At 65.9% G+C, this 21,557-nt stretch carries 18 protein-coding genes; 14 read left to right on the top strand and 4 right to left on the bottom strand.

Translation table 11 applies throughout. The features are described from left to right. The first annotated feature begins 84 nt into the window (after window positions 1-84). The 6 genes from ACVWW6_RS05655 to ACVWW6_RS05630 all read left to right on the top strand — a co-directional run bounded on the left by ACVWW6_RS05655 (window position 85) and on the right by ACVWW6_RS05630 (window position 6,614). Window positions 85-1,056, top strand: a complete 972-nt coding sequence (locus ACVWW6_RS05655; protein ID WP_456680318.1) for an aliphatic sulfonate ABC transporter substrate-binding protein — start codon at window positions 85-87, stop codon at window positions 1,054-1,056. A gap of 262 nt (window positions 1,057-1,318) precedes the next feature. Then, window positions 1,319-2,164, top strand: a complete 846-nt coding sequence (locus ACVWW6_RS05650; RefSeq protein ID WP_456680317.1) for an ABC transporter permease — start codon at window positions 1,319-1,321, stop codon at window positions 2,162-2,164. A gap of 4 nt (window positions 2,165-2,168) precedes the next feature. Next, window positions 2,169-2,954 carry an ABC transporter ATP-binding protein gene (locus ACVWW6_RS05645; protein ID WP_028172608.1) on the top strand — a complete coding sequence of 262 codons (786 nt, stop codon included), beginning with the start codon at window positions 2,169-2,171 and terminating at the stop codon, window positions 2,952-2,954. A gap of 55 nt (window positions 2,955-3,009) precedes the next feature. Next, a complete protein-coding gene (locus ACVWW6_RS05640) occupies window positions 3,010-3,519 on the top strand; it encodes an OsmC family protein (protein ID WP_456680316.1) in 510 nt (169 codons plus the stop codon). Between the two features lie 220 nt (window positions 3,520-3,739). Further along, on the top strand, window positions 3,740-4,549 hold the full coding sequence (locus ACVWW6_RS05635) for a hypothetical protein (RefSeq protein ID WP_456680315.1): 810 nt from the start codon (window positions 3,740-3,742) through the stop codon (window positions 4,547-4,549). Between the two features lie 388 nt (window positions 4,550-4,937). Beyond that, window positions 4,938-6,614, top strand: a complete 1,677-nt coding sequence (locus tag ACVWW6_RS05630) for a methyl-accepting chemotaxis protein (RefSeq protein WP_271557196.1) — start codon at window positions 4,938-4,940, stop codon at window positions 6,612-6,614. 115 nt (window positions 6,615-6,729) lie between these two features. On the opposite strand, the gene mutS is transcribed toward ACVWW6_RS05630, so the two are convergent. Then, complete coding sequence (gene mutS / locus ACVWW6_RS05625) at window positions 6,730-9,468, bottom strand: DNA mismatch repair protein MutS (RefSeq protein WP_456680314.1); 2,739 nt, start codon at window positions 9,466-9,468, stop codon at window positions 6,730-6,732. Between the two features lie 325 nt (window positions 9,469-9,793). Between mutS and pcaF the strand changes: the two genes are divergently transcribed. The 6 genes from pcaF to ACVWW6_RS05595 all read left to right on the top strand — a co-directional run bounded on the left by pcaF (window position 9,794) and on the right by ACVWW6_RS05595 (window position 16,534). Next, complete coding sequence (pcaF, locus tag ACVWW6_RS05620; RefSeq protein WP_011083747.1) at window positions 9,794-11,002, top strand: 3-oxoadipyl-CoA thiolase; 1,209 nt, start codon at window positions 9,794-9,796, stop codon at window positions 11,000-11,002. A gap of 119 nt (window positions 11,003-11,121) precedes the next feature. Then, window positions 11,122-12,015: a dioxygenase family protein gene (locus tag ACVWW6_RS05615; protein WP_456680313.1), complete on the top strand. Its 894-nt coding sequence runs from the start codon at window positions 11,122-11,124 to the stop codon at window positions 12,013-12,015. Window positions 12,016-12,134: 119 nt separating this feature from the next. After that, entirely contained in the window at window positions 12,135-12,836 is a 702-nt protein-coding gene (gene pcaH / locus ACVWW6_RS05610; RefSeq protein ID WP_028172614.1) for a protocatechuate 3,4-dioxygenase subunit beta, read from the top strand. Window position 12,837: 1 nt separating this feature from the next. Next, complete coding sequence (pcaG, locus tag ACVWW6_RS05605) at window positions 12,838-13,440, top strand: protocatechuate 3,4-dioxygenase subunit alpha (protein WP_202633108.1); 603 nt, start codon at window positions 12,838-12,840, stop codon at window positions 13,438-13,440. 262 nt (window positions 13,441-13,702) lie between these two features. After that, window positions 13,703-15,394 (top strand): methyl-accepting chemotaxis protein, encoded by a 1,692-nt coding sequence (locus tag ACVWW6_RS05600; RefSeq protein WP_011083751.1) that lies wholly within the window; start codon window positions 13,703-13,705, stop codon window positions 15,392-15,394. A 48-nt stretch (window positions 15,395-15,442) separates the two neighbouring features. Next, window positions 15,443-16,534, top strand: a complete 1,092-nt coding sequence (locus ACVWW6_RS05595; RefSeq protein WP_011083752.1) for a phosphotransferase — start codon at window positions 15,443-15,445, stop codon at window positions 16,532-16,534. A 177-nt stretch (window positions 16,535-16,711) separates the two neighbouring features. Here the strand turns inward: ACVWW6_RS05595 and ACVWW6_RS05590 are convergent, their stop codons facing one another. The 3 genes from ACVWW6_RS05590 to ACVWW6_RS05580 are packed head-to-tail and all read right to left on the bottom strand — an operon-like array spanning window position 16,712 to window position 19,911. Beyond that, the gene (locus ACVWW6_RS05590; RefSeq protein WP_011083753.1) at window positions 16,712-18,268 is read right to left on the bottom strand and encodes an MDR family MFS transporter; all 1,557 of its coding nucleotides are present in this window, start codon (window positions 18,266-18,268) and stop codon (window positions 16,712-16,714) included. 4 nt (window positions 18,269-18,272) lie between these two features. Continuing rightward, entirely contained in the window at window positions 18,273-19,436 is a 1,164-nt protein-coding gene (locus ACVWW6_RS05585; RefSeq protein WP_028172618.1) for an HlyD family secretion protein, read from the bottom strand. Continuing rightward, entirely contained in the window at window positions 19,429-19,911 is a 483-nt protein-coding gene (locus tag ACVWW6_RS05580) for a MarR family winged helix-turn-helix transcriptional regulator (RefSeq protein ID WP_011083755.1), read from the bottom strand. Before ACVWW6_RS05580 ends, ACVWW6_RS05585 begins: the two co-directional genes overlap by 8 nt. Window positions 19,912-20,067: 156 nt before the next feature. Here ACVWW6_RS05580 and ACVWW6_RS05575 point away from each other — a divergent pair, with 156 nt between their 5' ends. Then, on the top strand, window positions 20,068-20,562 hold the full coding sequence (locus ACVWW6_RS05575; protein WP_011083756.1) for a Fur family transcriptional regulator: 495 nt from the start codon (window positions 20,068-20,070) through the stop codon (window positions 20,560-20,562). A gap of 34 nt (window positions 20,563-20,596) precedes the next feature. Then, complete coding sequence (locus tag ACVWW6_RS05570; protein WP_404524696.1) at window positions 20,597-21,550, top strand: DMT family transporter; 954 nt, start codon at window positions 20,597-20,599, stop codon at window positions 21,548-21,550. Window positions 21,551-21,557 lie beyond the last annotated feature (7 nt).

Below are 21,557 nucleotides of genomic sequence, written 5' to 3'. Positions count from 1 at the left end.
GACCCGCTTTCAAGGGTGGGATTTTCTCGTTGACCTCTAGATATAACTCATTGAAAAACAATGAAGTTTTTGAGGAGGGCGGGCATGACCAAGATGACACGACGCATTCTGCTGGTGGGCGCGATGGCGCTCGCCATGACCCCCGCGGCGCGGGCGGCCGATCCGCTCAAGGAAATCCGCATCGACTGGGCGACCTACAATCCGGTGTCGCTGGTGCTGAAGCAGAGGGGGCTGCTGGAGAAGGAGTTCGCCAAGGACGGCATCACCATCACCTGGGTGCAATCGGCCGGCTCCAACAAGGCGCTCGAATTCCTCAATGCCGGCTCGATCGATTTCGGCTCGACCGCGGGCTCGGCGGCGCTGGTGGCGAAGATCAACGGCAACCCGATCAAGTCGATCTATGTCTATTCGCGTCCCGAATGGACCGCGCTGGTGACGGGCAAGGAGTCCAGGATCGCAAGCGTTGCGGATCTCAAGGGCAAGCGCGTCGCGGTGACGCGCGGCACCGATCCGCACATCTTCCTGGTGCGCGCGCTGCTTGGCGCCGGCCTCACCGAGAAGGACATCACGCCGGTGCTGCTCCAGCACGCCGACGGCAAGACCGCGCTGATCCGCGGCGATGTCGATGCCTGGGCCGGGCTCGATCCGATGATGGCGCAGGCCGAAGTGGAGGAGGGCGCCAAGCTGTTCTACCGCAAGGCGGACGCTAACACCTGGGGCATCCTCAATGTGCGCGAGCAGTTCCTGAAGGACTATCCGGACGTGGCCCGCCGCGTGCTCGCCACTTACGAAGAGGCGCGCAAATATTCGCTGGCGAACTATGACGAACTGAAGAAGACCTTCATCGCCGTGACGAAGCTTCCCGAGGCCGTCGTCGACAAGCAGCTCAAGGAGCGCACCGAGCTGACCCACAGCCGCATCGGCTCGCCCCAGCGCGAGTCGATCCTCGCCGCCGGCCTGGCGTTGCAGCAGGCGGGCGTCGTCGACGCCAAGGTTGACGTGAAGGCGACGCTGGATGCGCTGATCGACGACCAGATCCCGCTGCCGACGAATTAGTCGGCAGGAAGAGGCAGCCGCGCGTGCATCAAACTCCGCCGTCGTCCCGGCCGAGTTGCGCAATTGCGCACGGGGGGCCGGGACTCATCACCACAGGGAGTGGTTGTTGCCCGAAGGCGGTCACTCCGAATCCCCGTAACCACTCCTCCCCGTGGTTATGGATCCCGGATCGGCGCGCGCTTGAGGCGCGCTTGTCCGGGACGACGGTCGTGGGTGTGGCGACACTGTTGCATTCCCTCACCAGACGCGCTTCCTACCGACCATGATCTCCGACGCGCCTGCCTTGCAACAATCCTCTGAACCGGCCGAGGGCGCCGCCGCGCCGTCGCGCATCGCGCGTTACGCGCGGCCGGTGCTGGGTGTGCTGTTGCCGCTCGCTCTCGCGCTCGGCTGGGAGCTCGTGGTGTGGTCCGGCTGGTCCAACGGCCGGCTGGTGCCGCCGCCCTCGCGCGTCTTTGTCACCATCACTGACCTCGCCCGCTCCGGCGAGCTGGTCCGTCACATCGCCGCGACGCTGTGGCGTGTCGGCCTTGGCTTCGCGTTCGGAGTGGTCGCCGGCACGCTGCTCGGCGCGATTTCCGGCTATTGGTCGCTGGCGCGCCGGCTGCTCGATCCGACCGTGCAGGCGCTGCGCGCGATACCCTCGCTGGCCTGGGTGCCGCTGTTCATCCTCTGGCTCGGTATCTTCGAGACATCGAAGATCGCGCTGATCGCGGTCGGCGTGTTCTTCCCGGTCTATCTCGGCGTGATGGGTGCCATCCTCTCGGTCGATCGCAAGATCGTCGAGGTCGGGCGCACCTTCCGCCTCTCCGGCCCGGCGATGATCCGCCGCATCCTCTTGCCCGCGGTGCTGCCGGCCTATGTGGTGTCGTTGCGCGTCGGCCTCGGTCTCGGCTGGATGTTCGTGGTGGCGGCCGAATTGATCGGGGCGTCCGAAGGTCTCGGCTATCTCCTGCTCGACGGCCAGCAGCTCGGCAAGCCCGCGCAGATCCTCGCCGCGATCGTGATCTTCGCCATGCTCGGCAAGCTCACGGACTGGCTGATCGAGGTCGGGTCCGCGCCCTTCCTGCGCTGGCAGGACGGGTTCGGGCGCGCGAGGGGAGCGTAACGCGATGCTCGCGCTCGACCGGGTCAGCAAGACCTATCCCAACGGCGTCGAGGCGCTGGCGCGTTTCTCGGCCGCGATCCGCCAAGGCGAGATCGTCGCCATCATCGGCGGCTCCGGCTGCGGCAAATCAACATTGCTGCGCGCCATCGCCGGCCTCGATCGCGCCAGCTCAGGCACGGTGACGCTGGACGACGAGGCGATCGCCTCGCCGCATGCCAAGATCGGCATCATCTTCCAGGAGCCGCGGCTTTTGCCCTGGCTCAGCGTCGCCGACAATATCGGCTTTGGCCTTGCCGATCTGCCCGCGGCCGAGCGGCGCGAGAAGGTGGCGCGCGCGCTCGCGCGCGTCGGGCTCGCCGACAAGGCGCAGGCCTGGCCGCGCGAGCTCTCCGGCGGGCAGGCGCAGCGCGTCGCGATCGCCCGCGCGCTGGTGCCGCAGCCCGAGGTGCTCTTGCTCGACGAGCCGTTCTCCGCGCTCGACGCATTCACCCGCAGGGATCTCCAGGATCATCTGCTCGATCTCTGGGCCGACACGCGCCCGACCTTGATCCTCGTCACACATGACGTCGACGAGGCCGTGGTGCTGGCAGATCGCGTGCTGGTGATGCGGCCGCGGCCGGGCCGCCTGTTCGACCAGATCGAGATCAATCTGGGCCGGCCGCGCGACCGCAATTCGCCGCTGTTCGAGAACTTCAAGCGAAGTGTGCTGACGTCACTCGACCGTTCGCTCGACCGCAGCGTGCCCGACCGTGACGCAACCCAGGGTCCCGGTCAGGCCATGTGGTGGTGACAATTTCTCCTCAAGCCGGTACATCGAGGGGCGATTTTTCCGGGAGAGAACGAAAATGGACGCTGCCCAACTGCGCCAGATGCAGGCCCCGATCAAGGAACGCTACAAGACCGATCCCAAGACCGCGCTGATCACGTTGAAGGCCAAGGGCTCGACCGACAGCGACGGCATCGCCTGCAAGGTCGAGACCGGCCGCGCTATCGCGCTTGCCGGCCTGCATCCGGCCACCGGCGGCTCCGGCCTCGAACTCTGCTCCGGCGACATGCTGCTTGAGGCGCTGGTTGCTTGCGCCGGCGTCACGCTGAAATCGGTTGCGACCGCGATCGAGGTGCCGCTCAAGACCGGCGACGTCTATGCCGAGGGCGATCTCGATTTCCGCGGCACGCTCGGCGTCGACAAGGAGACGCCGGTCGGCTTCGCCGAGATCCGCCTCCGCTTCGAGGTCGACACGCCGGCGCCGCAGGACAAGCTCGATCTGCTGCTCAAGCTCACCGAGCGCTATTGCGTGGTCTACCAGACCATCAAGAACGGCCCGAAGGTTTCGGTGTCGATGCAGCGGATGTGAGACGCGAGAGTCGCTGCTCTACAATTGGTGTCGTTCCCGCGTAGGCGGGAACCCATAACCCCAGGCCGTCGTGATTTCGGACGGTCGTAGCTCCAGCTCTCGAATCACTACGCCCTGTGGCTATGGATTCCGGGTTCGCGCTTCGCGCGCCCCGGAATGACGGACAGAATGCCTTCCTTCCGGATCTGCGCTTCGCTTGTCCGGCACGACAAACAAAAAAATGTCCCCCGAGCTCCACTTCATCCTCTTCCTGCTCCTGCGCATGGCGATCGCGGCGGCGTTCGTCGTGACGGCCTCGATCATCACCGAACGCTCGGGTCCGGTGATCGGTGCGCTGATCGCGACCCTGCCGGTCTCGGCCGGTCCGTCCTACGTCTTCCTCGCGATCGACCATGACGCCGCCTTCATCGCGCAGGGCGCGCTGGCGAGCCTGCCGGTGAACGCGGCGACCATCTTCATGTGCCTCACCTATGTCGTGCTGTCGCAGCGGCACAATCTCGCGGTGAGTTGCGGCAGCGCCGTCGCGGTGTGGATCGGGCTGGCCTCGGTCATCCGCCAGTTCGACTGGTCGCTCACCGCCGGGCTTGCCGCCAATCTGATCGCGTTCGGCATCTGCATTCCGCTGCTCGCAGGCTATCGCCACGTGAAGATGCCGCTGGTGACGCGGCGCTGGTACGACGTCCCGATGCGGGCCGCGCTGGTCGCGACCCTCGTCGCCATCGTGGTCTCGACTTCCAGCTGGGTCGGCCCCCGCATCAGCGGCATCATCGCGCTGTATCCCGTGGTGTTCTCCAGCATGATGGTGATCCTGCATCCGCGCATCGGCGGTCCGCCGACCGCCGCCGTGCTCGCCAACTCCGCCTGGGGTCTGCTCGGATTCGGAATGGCGGTCGCCGTCATGCACGTCGCGGTGGTGCAGTTCGGCCTGGCCGTCGGCTTGAGTCTTGCGCTCGGCACCTGCGTCACCTGGAACCTGACGCTGTGGGGGATCGGCCGGCGCGCGATGCACAAGGCTCGGCAGAAGCCGTGAGACTACGGATGAACGCGAAATGATGTCGAAGACATATCTGCGGCTAGTTCATTCGAGCAATCAGCGCGGCGTCCCGCAAGCCGTTGAATGACAAATGTCATTTCAAATTCGGGCCGAGACCGCCGCGGGGCGCCGTGTGCATCGGTGATTTTCCCCGGCTGCTGCTTTCCGACATTTCTATTAGAACTTTGTTCGAGCTTTTCCCGTACGAATCAACTTGCATACCCGCGTCCGACACCGCCCGCGTATATTTTGGCGGATCTCTATTCAAGCGATCGGACCTGCGGGAACCGCTGATTGGAATACGGCATCGCTGCCGCGCGGTCACATCCCCCTGGTTCCGACGGGCACGTCCCGATCGGTGTTATTTCGAGATGGAGATTCTTTGATGTTTGGTCGCAACTCCCGCAGTGATGCAGACGCACAGCTCGCCGCCATCGGCCGGTCGCAGGCCGTGATCGAGTTTGCGATGGATGGCACGATTCTTACGGCCAACCAGAACTTCCTGAAGGCGCTCGGCTACTCCCTCGACGAGATCAAGGGGAAGAAGCACGCCATGTTCGTGCCGGCCGATCAGCGCGACAGCGCCGAATACAAGGCGTTCTGGGCGCAGCTCAACCGCGGCGAACCGCAGGCCGCCGAATTCAAGCGAATTGCCAAGGGCGGCCGCGAGGTCTGGATCGAGGCGTCCTACAATCCGGTGCTCGACAATGCCGGCAAGCCGGTCAAGGTCGTGAAGATCGCGACCGACATCACCGCCAAGAAGGTCCGCGCCATGACGGAAGCCTCCAAGGTGTCCGCCATCAGCCGCGCCCAGGCCGTGATCGAGTTCAAGCTCGACGGTACCGTCGTCACGGCCAACGAGAATTTCTGCAAGGCGCTCGGCTATTCGCTGGCCGAGATCGAGGGCAAGCACCACAGCCTGTTCGTGGCTCAGTCCGAGCGTGACGGCGGCGCCTATCGCGAATTCTGGGCCGCGCTCAACCGCGGCGAATACCAGGCCGGCGAGTTCAAGCGCATCGGCAAGGGCGGTCGCGAGGTCTGGATCCTCGCCTCCTACAATCCCCTGCTCGACGAGAACGGCAAGCCGTTCGGCGTCGCCAAGTTCGCGACCGACATCACCGCGGAGAAGCTGAAGAACGCCGATCTCGCCGGTCAGATCGCGGCGATCGACAAGGCGCAGGCGGTGATCGAGTTCAACATGGACGGCACCATCATCACCGCCAATGCCAACTTCCTCGGAACGCTCGGCTATTCACTCGCCGAGATCAAGGGCCATCATCACAGCATGTTCGTCGAGCCTGCCGAGCGCGACGGCGCGGCCTATCGCGAGTTCTGGGCCGCGCTCAACCGCGGCCAGTACCAGGCGGCGGAATACAAGCGCATCGGCAAGGGCGGCAAGGAGGTCTATATTCAGGCCTCCTACAACCCGATCCTCGATCTCAACGGCAAGCCGTTCAAGGTCGTGAAATATGCCACCGACACCACGAAGCAGGTGCTCGTCCGCATGGGCAACGAGCGCGTCCGCGGCATGATGGAATCGGTCGCCGCGGGTTCGGAGGAGCTCAACGCCTCGGTGCGGGAGATTTCCGAGGCGATGACCAAGTCGCGCGAAACCGCGATGAGCGCGGTGGATCAGGTCGCCGCCGCCGACGCCCAGGCGCAGCGCCTCACCGAGGCCGCGCAGGCGATGAGCGGCATCGTCGAGATGATCAACAGCATCACCGGGCAGATCAACCTGCTCGCGCTCAACGCCACGATCGAATCCGCGCGCGCCGGCGAAGCCGGCCGCGGCTTTGCCGTGGTCGCCTCCGAGGTGAAGAGCCTCGCCAACCAGGCCAAGCAGGCGACCGACAAGATCGGCCAGGAGATCGGCAGCCTCAACGGCATCTCCGGCGACGTCGTCAGCGCGCTCGGCTCCATCAAGCAGGCGATCAACAATGTCAGCGAATACGTGACATCGACCGCCGCCGCAGTCGAGGAGCAGAGCACGGTCACGAACGAGATGTCGACCAGCATGCAGCGCGCGGCGGCGGAAGCGGCGGCGATCGCGGCGCGGGCGTAGGGCAGTATCGTAGGGTGGGCACGGCGCGCGCACTTCGCGCGCCGTGCCCACCATCCATCCGCGAATTCGTCGTTGCATGGTGGGCACGCTACGCTTTGCCCACCCTACGGCGCCGTTACTGCTTCGGCAGCTTGGCCTTCAACGCATACAGCGCGTCGAGCGCCTCGCGCGGCGACATCTCGTCGGGGTGCAGCGCCTTCACCGCGTCGATCAGCAGCTCCGCCTCGCTCGGCGGCGCGGCTTCCGCGGCGGCGCGTGAGGGCACGGCGAACAACGGCAGATCATCGGCGAGGGCCCGCGCGGTCTGGCCGCGATCCTGCGCCTCGAGTTTCGCCAGCACGGATTTGGCGCGCGTGATCACGGCCGGCGGCAGGCCTGCGAGTTTTGCCACCTGGATGCCGTAGGAGCGGTCGGCCGAGCCCGGCAGCACCTCGTGCAGGAACACGACATTGCCCTGCCACTCCTTGACGCGCACGGTGGCGTTGAACATCCGCGGCAGCTTGGCCGAGAGCGCGGTCAGCTCGTGATAATGCGTCGCGAACAGCGTGCGGCAGCGGTTGCTCTCGTGCAGATGCTCGATCGCGGCCCAGGCGATCGAGAGGCCGTCGAAGGTTGCCGTGCCGCGGCCGATCTCGTCGAGGATCACGAGCGCGCGCTCGCCGGCCTGGTTCAGGATCGCCGCGGTCTCGACCATCTCCACCATGAAGGTGGAGCGGCCGCGCGCGAGATCGTCGGCGGCGCCGACGCGCGAGAACAGGCGATCGATGATGCCAATGCGGGCGCGCGTCGCCGGCACGAAGCTGCCGATCTGCGCCAGCAGTGCGATCAGCGCGTTCTGGCGCAGGAAGGTCGATTTACCAGCCATGTTGGGACCGGTCAGCAGCCAGAGCTGTCCGGATTTTTGCGCGGGCGCCGGCGACAGGTCGCAGGCATTGGCAATGAACGGCTCGCCGTTGCGCTTCAGGGCCTGCTCGACGACGGGATGACGGCCGGCTTCGATCGCGAAGCCGAGCGAGGAGTCCACTTCCGGCCGCACATAGTTCTCGTCGACTGCAAGCTTGGCCAGCGAAGTCGCAACATCGAGCAGCGCAAAGCCTTGCGCGGCGGCGCGCAGGTCGTCGCTGATCTCGAGCGCCTTGGCGCAGAGCCGCTCAAAGATCTCGAGCTCGAGGCCGAGCGCGCGGTCGCCGGCATTGGCGATCTTGGCTTCGATCTCGCCGAGCTCGGAGGTCGTGAAGCGGACCTGGCCCGCAAGCGTCTGGCGATGGATGAAGGTCGCGTTGAGCGGTGCCGACATCAGCTTGTCGCCATGCTGCGCGGTGACCTCGACGAAATAGCCGAGCACGTTGTTGTGCCGGATCTTGAGGCCTTTGACGCCGGTGTCGTCGGCGTAGCGGGCCTGCATCGAGGCCACCACGAGGCGCGAGGCGTCGCGCAGGTTCCGGGCTTCGTCGAGCGCGGGCTCGTAGCCCTGGCGCACGAAGCCGCCGTCGCGCTTGATCAGCGGCAGTTGCTCGTCGAGCGCTGTCGCAAACTCGGCCGCGAGCTCGCGCGATGGTCGCGTCAAGGCCGCCATCACCGCCGCGATCTCCTGCGGCGGCTGGTCGAGTTCGCCGAGCCGTGCCAGCACCTGGTCGGCGGCGATGATGCCGTCGCGCAAGCCCGCGAGGTCGCGCGGTCCGCCGCGGCCGACCGAGAGACGGGCCAGCGCCCGCGACATGTCGGGCGCGCCGCGCAGGATGCTGCGGATGTCTTCGCGCGCGGCCGAATCGGCAACGAAGGCGCCGACCGCGTCGAGCCGCCGCGCGATCGCCGGCGCATCCGTCAGCGGCGCCGCCAGCCGCTGCGCCAGCAGGCGCGAGCCCGCCGAGGTCACGGTGCAGTCGATCGCATCGAGCAGGGAGCCGCGGCGCTCGCCGGCGAGCGTCCGCGTCAGCTCGAGATTGGCGCGCGTGGCCGGATCGATTGCCATGGTCGCGCCCGAGGCTTCGCGCGCGGGCGGCGACAGCGGCGGGTGCCTGCCGACCTGGGTGCGGTCGACATAGGTGACGGCAGCGGCCGCAGCCGTAGCTTCCAGACGCGTCAGCTGCGCCAGCCCGTCCATGGTCGCGACGGCAAAGTAGTCGCACAGCCGCTTCTCGGCGGTGGCGCCGTCGAAGACGTCGCGGGTCAGCGGCGTCACCGCCGGCAATTCGCGCAAGGTCTGTCCGAGCTCGTTGTCATTGTAGAGCGCGTCGGTGACGATCGCCTCGTTCGGATTGATCCGCGCCAGCGTTGCGGCGAGCTCGCCGCCCGAGCATTCCGTCACCATGAATTCGGCGGTCGAGATGTCGATCCATGCGAGCCCGAAGCGGTCGCCGCCGGTGGACGAGCGGGCGCGCGCGATCGCCAGCAGGTAATTGTTGGCGCGCGCATCGAGCAGCGTGTCCTCGGTCAGCGTGCCGGGCGTGACCAGCCGCACCACGCCGCGGCGCACCACGCTCTTGTTGCCGCGCGCTTTCGCGGCGGCGGGATCCTCGGTCTGCTCGCAGACCGCGACCCGGTGGCCGGCCGAGATCAGGCGGTGCAGATAATCCTCGGAGCGCTCGACCGGCACGCCGCACATCGGGATGTCCGCGCCCTGGTGCTTGCCGCGCTTGGTCAGCACGATGCCGAGCGTCCTGGAGGCGATCTCGGCGTCCTCGAAAAACAGCTCGTAGAAATCGCCCATCCGGTAGAACAGCAGCAGGCCCGGATGGGCCGCCTTGATCTCCAGGTACTGTTCCATCATCGGCGTGACGCGCGCGGCGGCTTCCGCCTGCGGCGCGGGCGTTTCGTCGGGCGGCGGTACGGGTATCGGCTGTTGCATCGTCATGGGCGGCGCAACCTACAAAATTTCGTCCCGCGCTCCTATCGGTTTGGCCGGGGAAGGGAGGTTTTCCACGCTGTCCGTATGGCGGGATAAGCGCGCCTCATCTTCGGTCGTCATTCCGGGATGCGCCGAAAGGCGCAGGCCCGGAATCCATAACTCCGGCTTGTGGTTATGGATTCCGGGCTCGCCCTCCGGGCGCCCCGGAAAGACGGAGGGGTTTGAATGACACCACCCGCGAAACCGTCAATTGACCTGCCGCGGGCGCCCTCCTAAAACTCCGCCGGAATTGAAGAATTTGGCCGGACCGCGGCATTCAGGGAGAACAACGATGCGTGACGTCTTTATCTGCGATGCCGTGCGGACCCCGATCGGCCGTTTCGGCGGCTCGCTCGCCAAGGTGCGTGCCGACGACCTCGCCGCCGCGCCGATCAAGGCGCTGATGGCCAAGCACCCCAATCTCGATTGGGCGCAGGTGGACGAGGTGTTCTTCGGCTGCGCCAACCAGGCCGGCGAGGACAACCGCAACGTCGCACGCATGGCGTTGCTGCTCGCAGGCCTCCCCGACTCGGTTCCCGGCCAGACCCTGAACCGCCTGTGCGCCTCCGGCCTCGATGCAGTCGGTGCCGCCGGCCGCGCCATCCGCTCCGGCGAGATCGAGCTCGCCATTGCCGGCGGCGTCGAATCCATGACCCGCGCGCCCTTCGTGATGGGCAAGGCGCAGGAGGCCTTCTCCCGCTCGGCCGAGATTTTCGACACCACCATCGGCTGGCGCTTCATCAATCCGCTGCTGAAGGCGCAGTACGGCGTCGATGCGATGCCGGAGACCGGCGAGAACGTCGCCGAGGAATTCCAGGTCTCGCGCGCCGACCAGGACGCCTTCGCCATCCGCTCGCAGCAGCGCGCAGGCGCCGCGATCGCGGCCGGCTATTTCGCCGAAGAAATCACGCCGATCAGCATTCCCGGCGGCAAGACCGGTCCGATCACGGTGGACAAGGACGAGCATCCGCGTCCCGAGACCACGCTGGAAGGTCTCGCCAAGCTGAAGCCGATTGTGCGCAATCCCGGCACGGTCACCGCCGGCAACGCATCCGGCGTCAACGACGGCGCGGCTGCGATGATCCTGGCGTCCGAAGCTGCCGTGAAGAAGCATGGCCTGACGCCGCGCGCCCGCATCCTCGGCCTCGCCTCGGCCGGCGTGCCGCCGCGCATCATGGGCATTGGACCCGTGCCTGCGACCCGCAAGCTGATGGAGCGGCTCGGCAAGAAGATCAGCGATTTCGACCTGATCGAGCTCAACGAGGCCTTCGCCTCGCAGGGCATCGCCTGCATGCGCCAACTCGGTGTTGCCGACGATGCCGACTTCGTCAATCCGCATGGCGGCGCCATCGCGCTCGGACATCCCCTCGGCATGAGCGGCGCGCGCCTGGCGCTCACCGCCGTGCACGGCATGGAGAAGCGCGGCGGCAAGCTCGCGCTCGCCACCATGTGCGTCGGCGTCGGCCAGGGCGTTGCCGTGGCGATCGAGAAGCTGAACTGACGGGACGCTGCGCGTCCCGTCATCCCGGAGCCGCTCGTTAGAGCGGAATCCGGGATCTCGAGATTCCGGGTTCAGCCCTGTCGGGCTGCCCCGGAATGACGGGCGACCGGGAGGCAAGCATGATCATCGAACGTGAGCAGGACGTCACGGCCGCGGCACTGGCGGTGATGGAGCGGACGTCCGATCCGCGGCTTCGCCAGATCATGGTCTCACTGGTCAAGCACCTGCACGCCTTCGTCCGCGATGTTCGCCTGACCGAGGCGGAATTCCGCGACGCCACGGCGATCGTGGCCGAGCTCGGCAAGCTGACCACCGATACGCATAACGAAGTCGTGCTGATGGCCGGCTCGCTCGGCGTCTCGCCGCTGGTGTGCCTGCTCAACAATGGCGATCAGGGCAATACGGAAACCGACCAATCGCTGCTCGGACCGTTCTGGCGGTTGAACTCGCCGCGGGTCGAGAACGGCGGATCGATCGTTCGCTCCGAGACCCCGGGTGCGCCGCTGTTCGTCAGCGGCCGCGTCGTGGACAAGGATGGCCGTCCCGTCACTGGGGCGGAGGTCGATGTCTGGCATGCCTCGCCGGTCGGTCTCTACGAGAACCAGGACCCCGAGCAAGCGGACATGAACCTGCGCGGCAAGTTCACGACCGACCAGGACGGGCGCTTCGCCTTCCGTTCGGTGATGATGGTTGGCTATCCCATTCCGACCAGTGGTGTGGTCGGCCGCCTGCTGAAGGCGCAGAGCCGGCATCCCTATCGTCCCGCGCATCTGCACGCGCTGATCTTCAAGCCCGGATTCAAGGTGCTGATCTCGCAGGTCTACGACCCCGCCGATCCGCATATCGACAGCGACGTGCAGTTCGGGGTGACGCAGGCGCTGATCGGCAAGTTCCTGCGCCACGATACGCCGCATCCGACCGCGCGCGACGTCGCGACGCCCTGGTACTCGCTCGGCCACACCTACCGGCTCGAGACCGGCGAGGCCGTGCTGCCGCGTCCGCCGATCAAATAGGGCGCGGCTGCGGCGCAGAGAGGCTGCTAAACCCGCTTCCCCCAATTAGTTATATCCTATAATGATTGGCGGAAGTGTTGACCGGCCGGACCAAAATGGGCCGGGGGAGGAGTTCGCCAATGACATTCATCTATCCCGTCGATAGCAACAAGGCGCATCCGCTGCCGCTGTCGCCCGAGTACAAGAGCTCGATCAAGCGCGCACCGAACAAGCCCTTGATCCCGATGCGCCACACGCTGTCGGAATTGACCGGCCCGGTCTACGGCCACGAGACCGTGCGCGAGGGCGACAACGATCTCACCACGCAGCATACCGGCGAGCCGATCGGCGAGCGCATCATCGTGCACGGCCATGTGCTCGACGAGGACGGCCGCGGCGTGCCGAACTCGCTGGTCGAGATCTGGCAGGCCAATTCCTGCGGCCGCTACGTCCATGTCCGCGACCAGCATCCGGCGCCGCTGGATCCGAACTTCACCGGCGCAGGCCGCACCCAGAGCGATGCCTCCGGCTACTACCGCTTCGTCACCATCAAGCCCGGCGCCTATCCGTGGGGCAATCACCACAACGCCTGGCGTCCCGCGCACATCCATCTCTCGGTGTTCGGCCATTCCTTCGTCACGCGCCTGGTGACGCAGATGTACTTCCCGGCCGATCCGCTGTTCCCGTTCGATCCGATCTTCAATTCGGTGCCGGACGAGAAGGCGCGCGCGCGGATGGTCTCGTCGTTCGATCTCGAGAACACCCAGCCCGAATGGGCGCTGTGCTACCGCTTCAACATCGTGCTGCGCGGCAAGAACGCCACGCCCATGGAGAACCACTAACGTGCAGGATTCTGTGAAGCCCGAGGGGATCACCCCATCGCAGACCGTCGGTCCGTTCTTCAAATACGGCCTGACGCCGACCGGCGACTACGCCTGGAATGACGCGTTCACCAACTCGACGCTGACGCCCGACGTCACGGGCGATCGTGTCCGCATCGAGGGTCGCGTGCTCGACGGTGACGGCGTCGCCGTGCCCGATGCCATGCTGGAGATCTGGCAGGCGGATGCTCAAGGCCGCTTCTCCGATCCGCAGGACAAGCGCGCGCTGCCGAACGCCAGCTTCCGCGGTTTCGCCCGCTGCGGCACCGACAAGGACGGCAATTACGCCTTCGACACCGTCAAGCCGGGCGCGGTGCCCGATCCCGACGGCAAGCCGCAGGCGCCGCATATCCTCCTTGCGGTGTTCGGCCGCGGCATGCTGCGGCATCTCTACACCCGGATCTATTTCAGCGACGAGGCCGGCAATGCCGCCGACCCCGTGCTGGCGCTGGTGCCCACTGAGCGCCGCGCCACGCTGATCGCGACGCGCGAGGCGGGGAAGGCGGTCTATCGCCTCGACCTGCGTTTGCAGGGCGACGACGAGACGGTGTTCTTCGACGTCTGAAGCCAAAGCGTGCCGGCGATATCGACAGCCAGCACGCGTTTCTCATCCAGCGCAACCGAGTCGGCTGCTGCTCCGCATCGGGCCCGAGTCGTTTCTCTTCGCGCCGTGAGTCGGTCTCGCTGCCTGAAAACCGACCGTTCGACATCCAATTCCCGTAATTTTCCGGTCTCCGCGGAATACAATTTCCGCGCGAAGCAATCCCGTGTTTACCGCAATCGTTTAGGGTCCGTTCGGATTTCGACCAGCGGCATTGGATTGTTCCATGAAATTTCGTCTCTCGCTTTCTTCTGCGGTCATTGCATTCGGGATCGTTCTCGCCATCGGCTTCACGGCGGTCGTTTCCACCAGCCTCTACGCCCTGCGCGAGCTCAAGGTCGGCGGTCCGCTCTATTCCGACATCAAGCTGGGCAACGACCTCATCGCGGACATCCTGCCGCCGCCGGAATATGTCATCGAGGCCTATCTCGAAGCGACCCTCGCCATGCGCGAGCCGGATCAGCTGGCGGCCCATGGCGAGCGCCTGGTCCAGCTCCGCAAGGATTACGACGAGCGCAAGGCATTCTGGATCGCCTCCAGCCTCTCGGCCGATCTGAAGAACGCGCTAGTGTCGAAGTCCGATGCCGAGGTGCAGAAGTTCTGGAAAGTCCTGTCCGATCAGCTCCTGCCGGCCCTCAAGGCCAAGAACAGCGCCGCTGCCGAAGGCGCCTACGCGCAGCTCAAGGACGCCTACACGGCCCACCGCGCCGTCATCGACAGCATCGTCGAGAGCGCCAACAAGCAGAACGCCGACATGGAGAAGCTGGCCGCGGAGCGCGACAGCACCATGCTCTATATCCTCCTCGGCGTCTCCGCCGCCGTCCTGGCCTTCGTTGCCGCAGGCCTGCTTGGCGTTGCCCTCGGCGTGGTGCGCCCGATCGTGCGCATGACGGATACGATGCAAAGGCTCGCGACCGGCGATCTCGCCGCCGACATTCCATTTGCACACCGCCAGGACGAGGTCGGCTCGATGGCGGGCGCGCTTGTGGTGTTCAAGCAGGCGGCGGCCGAGAATTCGCGGCTGCGCGAGGAGCAGTTGCAGAAGGAGCAGGAGGCCGCGCTCGCCAAGCGCGGCGCCCTGCACCAGATGGCCGAGACCGTCGAGCGCGAGACCGGGCGCTCGGTCGACACCGCGAGCGCGGCGAGCCAGGGCGTCGAGCGGGCCGTCTCCAGCCTGTCCGAGATCGCGCGATCGCTGTCCTCGGAGTCGCAGGCGGTGGCCGCGGCCTCCACCCAGGCCCTCGGCAGTTCCCAGACCGTTTCGGCCGCGGCCGAAGAACTGAGTGTTTCGATCCGCGAGATCGCGGGCCAGGTCGCGCGGACCAGCACGGTCACCAGATCGGCCGTTGCCGGCCGTGAGCAGGCGCGTTCGACCATTCAAGCGCTGGCGGGATCGGTGAAGAAGATTGCCGAGGTCTCCGATCTCATCGGCGGCATCGCCGGCCAGACCAACCTGCTGGCGCTCAACGCCACGATCGAGGCGGCGCGCGCCGGCGAGGCCGGCCGCGGCTTTGCGGTGGTGGCCGCCGAAGTGAAATCCCTGTCCGACCAGACCGCCAAGTCCACGGAGGAGATCGGGCGGCTGATTGCCGAGATCCAGGCCTCGACGCAGGCCGCGGTCGATGCCGTCGAGACCATGGGGGGCCACATCGTCGAGATCGACGGCGTGGCGTCCTCGGTTGCTGCCGCGATGGAACAGCAGGACGCCGCGACGCGGGAGATCGCGCGGTCGATTTCCGAATCGGCGTCCGCCGCGAAGGAGGTCTCGGCCAAGATCGGCAATGTCAGCCGCGACGCCGCCTCCGTGAACGAGCGCGCCGCGGAGGTCAGGCAGGCGATCGCCGGCATGGCGTCCAATCTCGAACAGCTGCGGTCGGTCGTGGTCCGGACTGTGCGCGACTCGACCGCCGCGGCTTGAGCCCGGCATCGCGTCGGCCGCTGGTGCCCGGGGGCGTGATCGTGCAGTATGGCGCGGGACAGGGGCATCGTGGCTATGACATCTCCACAATTGCCGGCGGTCGTTGAGTCCGCCCAACTGACGGCGGCGCTGCGCAGGGGCGGCGTGCTTGACGCGGGCGCGGTGCGCGAGGTGAAGGTGCTGCATCAGCGTGACACCCTCGTGTCACAGATCGTCAGGCTCGGGCTGCGCTATGTCGGCGAGTCCGCTGGCGCCCCGCAGTCGCTGATCCTCAAGACTCCCAATTCCGCTTTCGCCGAGAGCCTCGCCAATGGCGGCCGGCGCGAGGTGGACTTCTACACGCAGCTTGCGCCGAAGATGCCGCCGGGACTGGTGCCGCGCTGCTTTGACGGGCATTTCGACGAGGACGGCCCCACCTGGCACCTGCTGCTCGAGGACCTTACCGACAGCCATGAGATCGCAACGAAGTGGCCGCTGCCGCCGTCGCGTGAGCAGGCGATGGCGATCGTCACGACACTGGCGCGCTGGCATGCGGCATGGTGGGACCATCCCGGTCTTGGCGACACCGTCGGCACCTGGGCGAGCGCCGAGGACCGCGCGCAGCACATGGAAACCTTCGCCGGCCATTACGACCGCTTCGCCGATCTGCTCGGTGATCGCCTCGGCGAAGAGCGCCGCACCCTCTATCGCCGCCTGATCGAGCACTCGGCTCGGCTATCCCAGCGCTATCATTCGCGGCGTCACATCAGCATTGCCCATGGCGATGCCCATATCTGGAATTTCATGCTGCCGCGCCCCGGCGTCGCGGATACCGTGCGCATCTTCGATTTCGACCAGTGGCGCATCAACGTGCCGACGAGTGACCTTGCCTACATGATGGCGATGCAATGGTACCCGGACCGCAGGCAGGCGCTCGAACGGCCGCTGCTCAATCGTTATCACGAGACGCTGGTCGCCAACGGCGTCAGCGGCTACACGCGCGGCGCGCTCGATCAGGACTATCGTCTGTCGGTGCTCTGGCACATCACGGGGCCGGTCTGGCAGTGGAGCATCAACATCCCGCCGCTGATCTGGTGGAACAATCTGGAGCGGGTGATGATGGCGGTCGAGGATCTGGGGTGTGAGGAGTTGTTGGGGTAGGCGACGCTACATACTTGCTGTCGTCCTGGCGAAAGCCAGGACCCATTACCCCAGGGCGAGGTTGTGGCGCGAAGCTGGTAATCACGAGTCTTCGCCAAACTCCTCCCTGGGGTAATGGGTCCTGGATCTGCGCTTCGCTTGTCCAGGACGACGGCGGAGCTTGTGACGCCCCTCCCCTTACTCCATCACCGCATGTTCCGGCCCCGCGGCCTGCCTGCGCAGCGTGGCCTTGGTCGAGCCGATCAACAGGGCGAGCGGGATGGTGCAGAGGATGAAGACCATCACCAGCATATAGTCGTGCGCGAAGGCGATGATCTGCGCCTGCACGCTGACCATCCTGTCGGCCATGGCGCGGCCCGCGTCGGTGGATAGGTTGATCATGCCGCTGACGCTGGGCATCTGGAGCGCGTGGTTGAACGGGTTGACGTGCTCGGACAGGATCGCATAGGTCCGCCGCGTGCCCTGCGTCAGCTGGGCGATGACGACGGAAATGCCGACCGAGCTCGCGACGTTGCGCATCAGGGTCAGCATCGCGGTGCCGTCGGTGCGCAGCTCGTTCGACAGCGTCAGGAACGCAACGGTCGAGAGCGGCACGAAGACCAGGCCGAAGCCAAAGCCCTGGATGACGCTGACGGTCACGATCTCCGGCACCTGGGTCAGGTCGGTCCAGCCGGTCATTTGATACAGCGAGCCCGCGGTCAGCGTCAGGCCGGAGATGATCAGCGTGCGTGCCTCGAAATAACGCATCATGCGGCCGACCAGCATCATGGCGAAGAAGGTGCCGAAGCCGCGGCTCGCCAGCAGCAGGCCGGCGGTGATGATGGGGTAGCCGATCACGTTCTGCATGTAGGGCGAGGCCAGCGCCATGGTCGAGAACAGCACGAGCCCCATCACGACCATGAACATGCAGCCGGTGACGAAATTGCGATCCTGGAACAGCGCGAAGCGGATGAACGGCGTCGAGGTCGTGAAGGAGTGCGCGACGAAGAAGTAGAACGCGACGGCGGAGACGATGAACTCCGCGACGATCTCATTGGATTCGAGCCAGCCCAATTGCTCGCCGCGGTCGAGCGCGAGCTGAAGCGAGCCGATCGCGACCGCCAGCGCAGCGAAGCCGAACCAGTCGAATTTGAGGCTGATGTCCTTCCTGGTCTCGTCCATGAAGATGATCAGCCCGAGCACGGTGATGGCGCCGAACGGCAGATTGACGAAGAACACCCAGTGCCAGGAATAGGTCTCGGTGAGCCATGCCCCTAGCGAGGGACCCATGATCGGGCCCATCATCACGCCCATGCCCCAGATCGACATCGCCTTGGCGCGTTCCTGGAGCGTGTAATAGTCGAGCATCACCGACTGCGACAGCGGCACCAGCGCCGCGCCGAACACGCCTTGCAGCAGGCGGAACAGCACCATCTGGTTGATGTCCTGCGCGAGGCCGCACAGCACCGACGCCATGGTGAAGCCGGCGGAGCAGATGATGAAGATGCGCTTGCGGCCGAAGCGGTTGGCGATCCAGCCCACCGGCGCCGTCATGATCGCGGCGGCGACGATGTAGGAGGTCAAGACCCAGTTGATCTGGTCCTGCGAGGCCGACAGCGTGCCCTGCATGTAGGGCAGGGCGACATTGGCGATGGTGGTGTCCAGCGCCTGCATGATGGTCGCGGTCATGGCGCAGATCGTCACCATGTTCCGGCGCAGGCCGGGGACCATCAGGCTGGCATTGGGGCCGGACATCGGATCAGTCCTTGTCCTGGCCCGCGGTCGCCGACAGGCCGAACAGGCCGGCGAGCGAGCGCCGATGGCCGGTGTCGATGGTGGCGTAGACGCTCATGCCGGCCTTCAGCTTCCGCACGTATTTGTCGGTCTCGTCGAAATAGATGCGGATCGGCACGCGCTGCACCACCTTGACGAAATTGCCGGTGGCGTTCTGCGGCGGCAGGATCGCGAACTGCGCGCCGGTACCGGGCGAGAGCGAGCCGATCTTGCCCTTGAACACGTGGTTCGGGAACGCGTCGACCTCGAGGGTAACAGGCTGGCCTTCGGTGACGTAGGTGAGGTCGCTTTCCTTCGGATTGGCGTCGACCCAGGGATGGGCGACGTCGATGATGGAGAACACCGGCGTGCCGGCCGTGACGTAACGGCCGAGCTGAATCTGCTCGACCTGCGTCGCGACGCCGCCCATCGGCGCGCGCACCACGGCGTGATCGAGATTGCGCTCGGCGTTGTCGAGCTTGGACTTGGCCTGCGCGTAGGGCGGGAATTTCTCCAGCGGCAGGTCGGTATCGCCGAGCAGTTGCGTCTTGGCCGCCGAGATCTGCTGCTTGACGTATTGCGCGATCGAGCCTGACGTGACCAGCGCGTTCGCGGCGTTGTCGAGGTCGAGCTGCGAGCCGTAGCTGTTCTTGACCAGCGCCTGCTTGCGCTCGACGTCGCGCTGCTTGAGGTCGACGCCCTGCTGGGCGAGGCTCAGCATGTCGCCGTAGATCTTGATGTTGGCGCGGAGATTGTCGTAGGTCGACTGCGCCTGCGCGAGCTGCGCCCTGGCCTCGTCCACCGCGAGGCGGAACGGCACGGGATCGATCTCGAACAGCTCATCGCCCTGCTTGACGAGCTGACCTTCCCTCACGACGACCTTCTCGATCTTGCCGGAGATGTCGGGCGTCACCAGCACCTTCTGCGCGCCGACATAGGCGTCATCGGTACCGACATAGCGGCCGCCATTCAGATAGAAGGTCAAGCCGCCAATGGCGACGACGATCGGCAGCACGACCATCAGCAGGAAGCGGCGATAGCGCCGCAGGCCTGCGACGATGCGGCGGCGGGGATCGGTGCCGGCTTTCTTGGTGGGCTTGCCGCTGTCGATCTTCTGCTCGGGCTGGAACTTGATGACTTGATCAGCCATAGCGCTGCTCCTTACGTGCTTGTTCCGCTCCGGATGTCTGGATCGCGGTACGCACGTTTTCCTTGATTGCTTCGAGTTGGGTGAGGAGGCGATGGGCATCCGCCGGATTGATACCGTCGAGCGCGTTGGCCGTGATTTCGGACCTGAGCCCGCTCATCTTGCCGAGCAATTGCCGGCCGGCCTTCCTCAGGTAGAGGCGCTTGACGCGCCGGTCCGAGGCGTCGCTGCGGCGCTCGATCCAGTCATTGTCGCAGAGCTTGTCGATCAGGCGCGTCAGCGTGATCGGCTGCACCTCGAGGAGCTCGGCGAGCTCCGACTGCTTCATGCCCTCGCTACGCTCGACCTTGGCCAGCACCGCCCATTGCGCGCGGGTGATGCCGAAGCGCGACGCCTCCTTGTCGGCATAGACGCGCAGCAGGCGATAGAGCTCGGCGAGCGTAAACAGGAAGTTCTGGTCCACGGGCCCGCGGCTCATGAGCTTGGTCTCCTATAAGCTTGAGATACTATAAGCAAGCTTATGATTTTTTCATGGCGGGTTAACGGGACGCTGTCCCGCTGCAAGAGCATGGCTGACCGCCGTTCGCCGGTCGTGCTTTGGGTTCCCTCGCCGAAATGCTAGAAGGCAGGCCAAATGACCCTCGCAAAGCCGGCATTCCCCGCGCCCGACCACGATCACGGCCGCTGCACTGCGGACGCGCTGGCGCATGCCGAGGAGGTTTGCGAGCAGCGCGCGCAGAAATTCACGCCGATTCGCCGCCAGGTGCTCGGGGCGCTGCTCTCCAGCCACCGCCCGCTCGGGGCCTACGAGGTGATCGACGAACTCGCCAAGTCGATGCCGCGGCCGGCCCCGATCACGATCTACCGTGCTCTCGATTTCTTGATGGCCAACGGCCTCGTGCACCGCATCGAAAGTCGCAACGCCTATCTCGCCTGCGCCGCCCACGACCACGATGCGACCTCCGCGGTGGCGTTCCTGATCTGCGAGCGCTGCGGTCTGGTCGGCGAGATCCCGTCGGCGTCCTTCGCCAAGGATATCAACGCCGCCGCGCGCAGCTCAGGTTTTGCCCCCAAATTGTCTGTGGTGGAGATCACGGGCATCTGCACCCATTGTCAGAAAACTGCATAAAGCAACAACGGCGCAAAGCCGATATCGGGAAGAAATGTCCTCACCTCAAGCCATACCGTCCGCCGGTCGCCCCCTCAGTGCCGGCGCCATCGCCCTGATGCTGATGCTGTGCCTGACCTGGGGGTTCAACCAGATCGCGGTGAAGCTGGTGCTGCCGGACATCCCGCCGATGCTCCAGGCGATGATCCGCTCGATGGGCGCGCTGCCGGTGCTGTTCATCATCGGCACGCTGCGCGGCGTCAAATTCTTCGAGAAGGACGGCACGTGGAAGCCCGGCCTGGTCGCCGGGCTGATGTTCGGCATCGAGTTCGTGCTGATCTTCCAGGGCCTGCGCCTCACGCCGGCGTCCCGGGCCGTGGTGTTTCTTTACACCGCACCGTTCTTCGTCGCGCTCGGCTCTTACCAGGTGCTCGGCGAACGGCTCGGCGGCACGCAATGGCTGGGGCTCGCGGTGAGCTTTGCCGGCGTCGCGCTCGCGATCGGCGTGCCGCAGCCGGATGTCGATGCCAAGGTGCTGCTCGGCGACCTCATGATCGTCGGCGGTGCCGCGCTGTGGGCGGCCACCACGCTGGTTGCCAAGGGCACGCGGCTGCGCTTCGCCGCGCCGGAGAAGGCGCTGGGCTACCAGGTTGCGACCTCGATCCCGATCCTGGGCCTGGCGGCCTGGTTGTTCGGCGAATCCATCACCCACACCCCGGCGCCGCTGTCCCTCGCCCTGATGGCCTTCCAGGCGATCTGGGTGGTGGGAACCACGTTCACGCTTTGGTTCGCGCTGGTGAAGGCCTATTCGGCCAGCAAATTGTCCGCTTTTACCTTCATCACCCCTTTGTTTGGCGTGGTGGGTAGCTATTTCATCATGCACGACACCTTGAGCCTGACATTCGGGGCCGCCGCGGTCCTTGTAATTGCTGGGCTTTTTCTGGTTAACCGTCCCAGCCAAACGGCTGCGGCGCCGCGCGATGCATTGCTGAACGTCACCAAAACCTGATATTTGG

The organism is Bradyrhizobium sp. USDA 3311, assembly GCF_054062495.1.
This window is presented reverse-complemented; position numbering and strand designations above follow the sequence as displayed.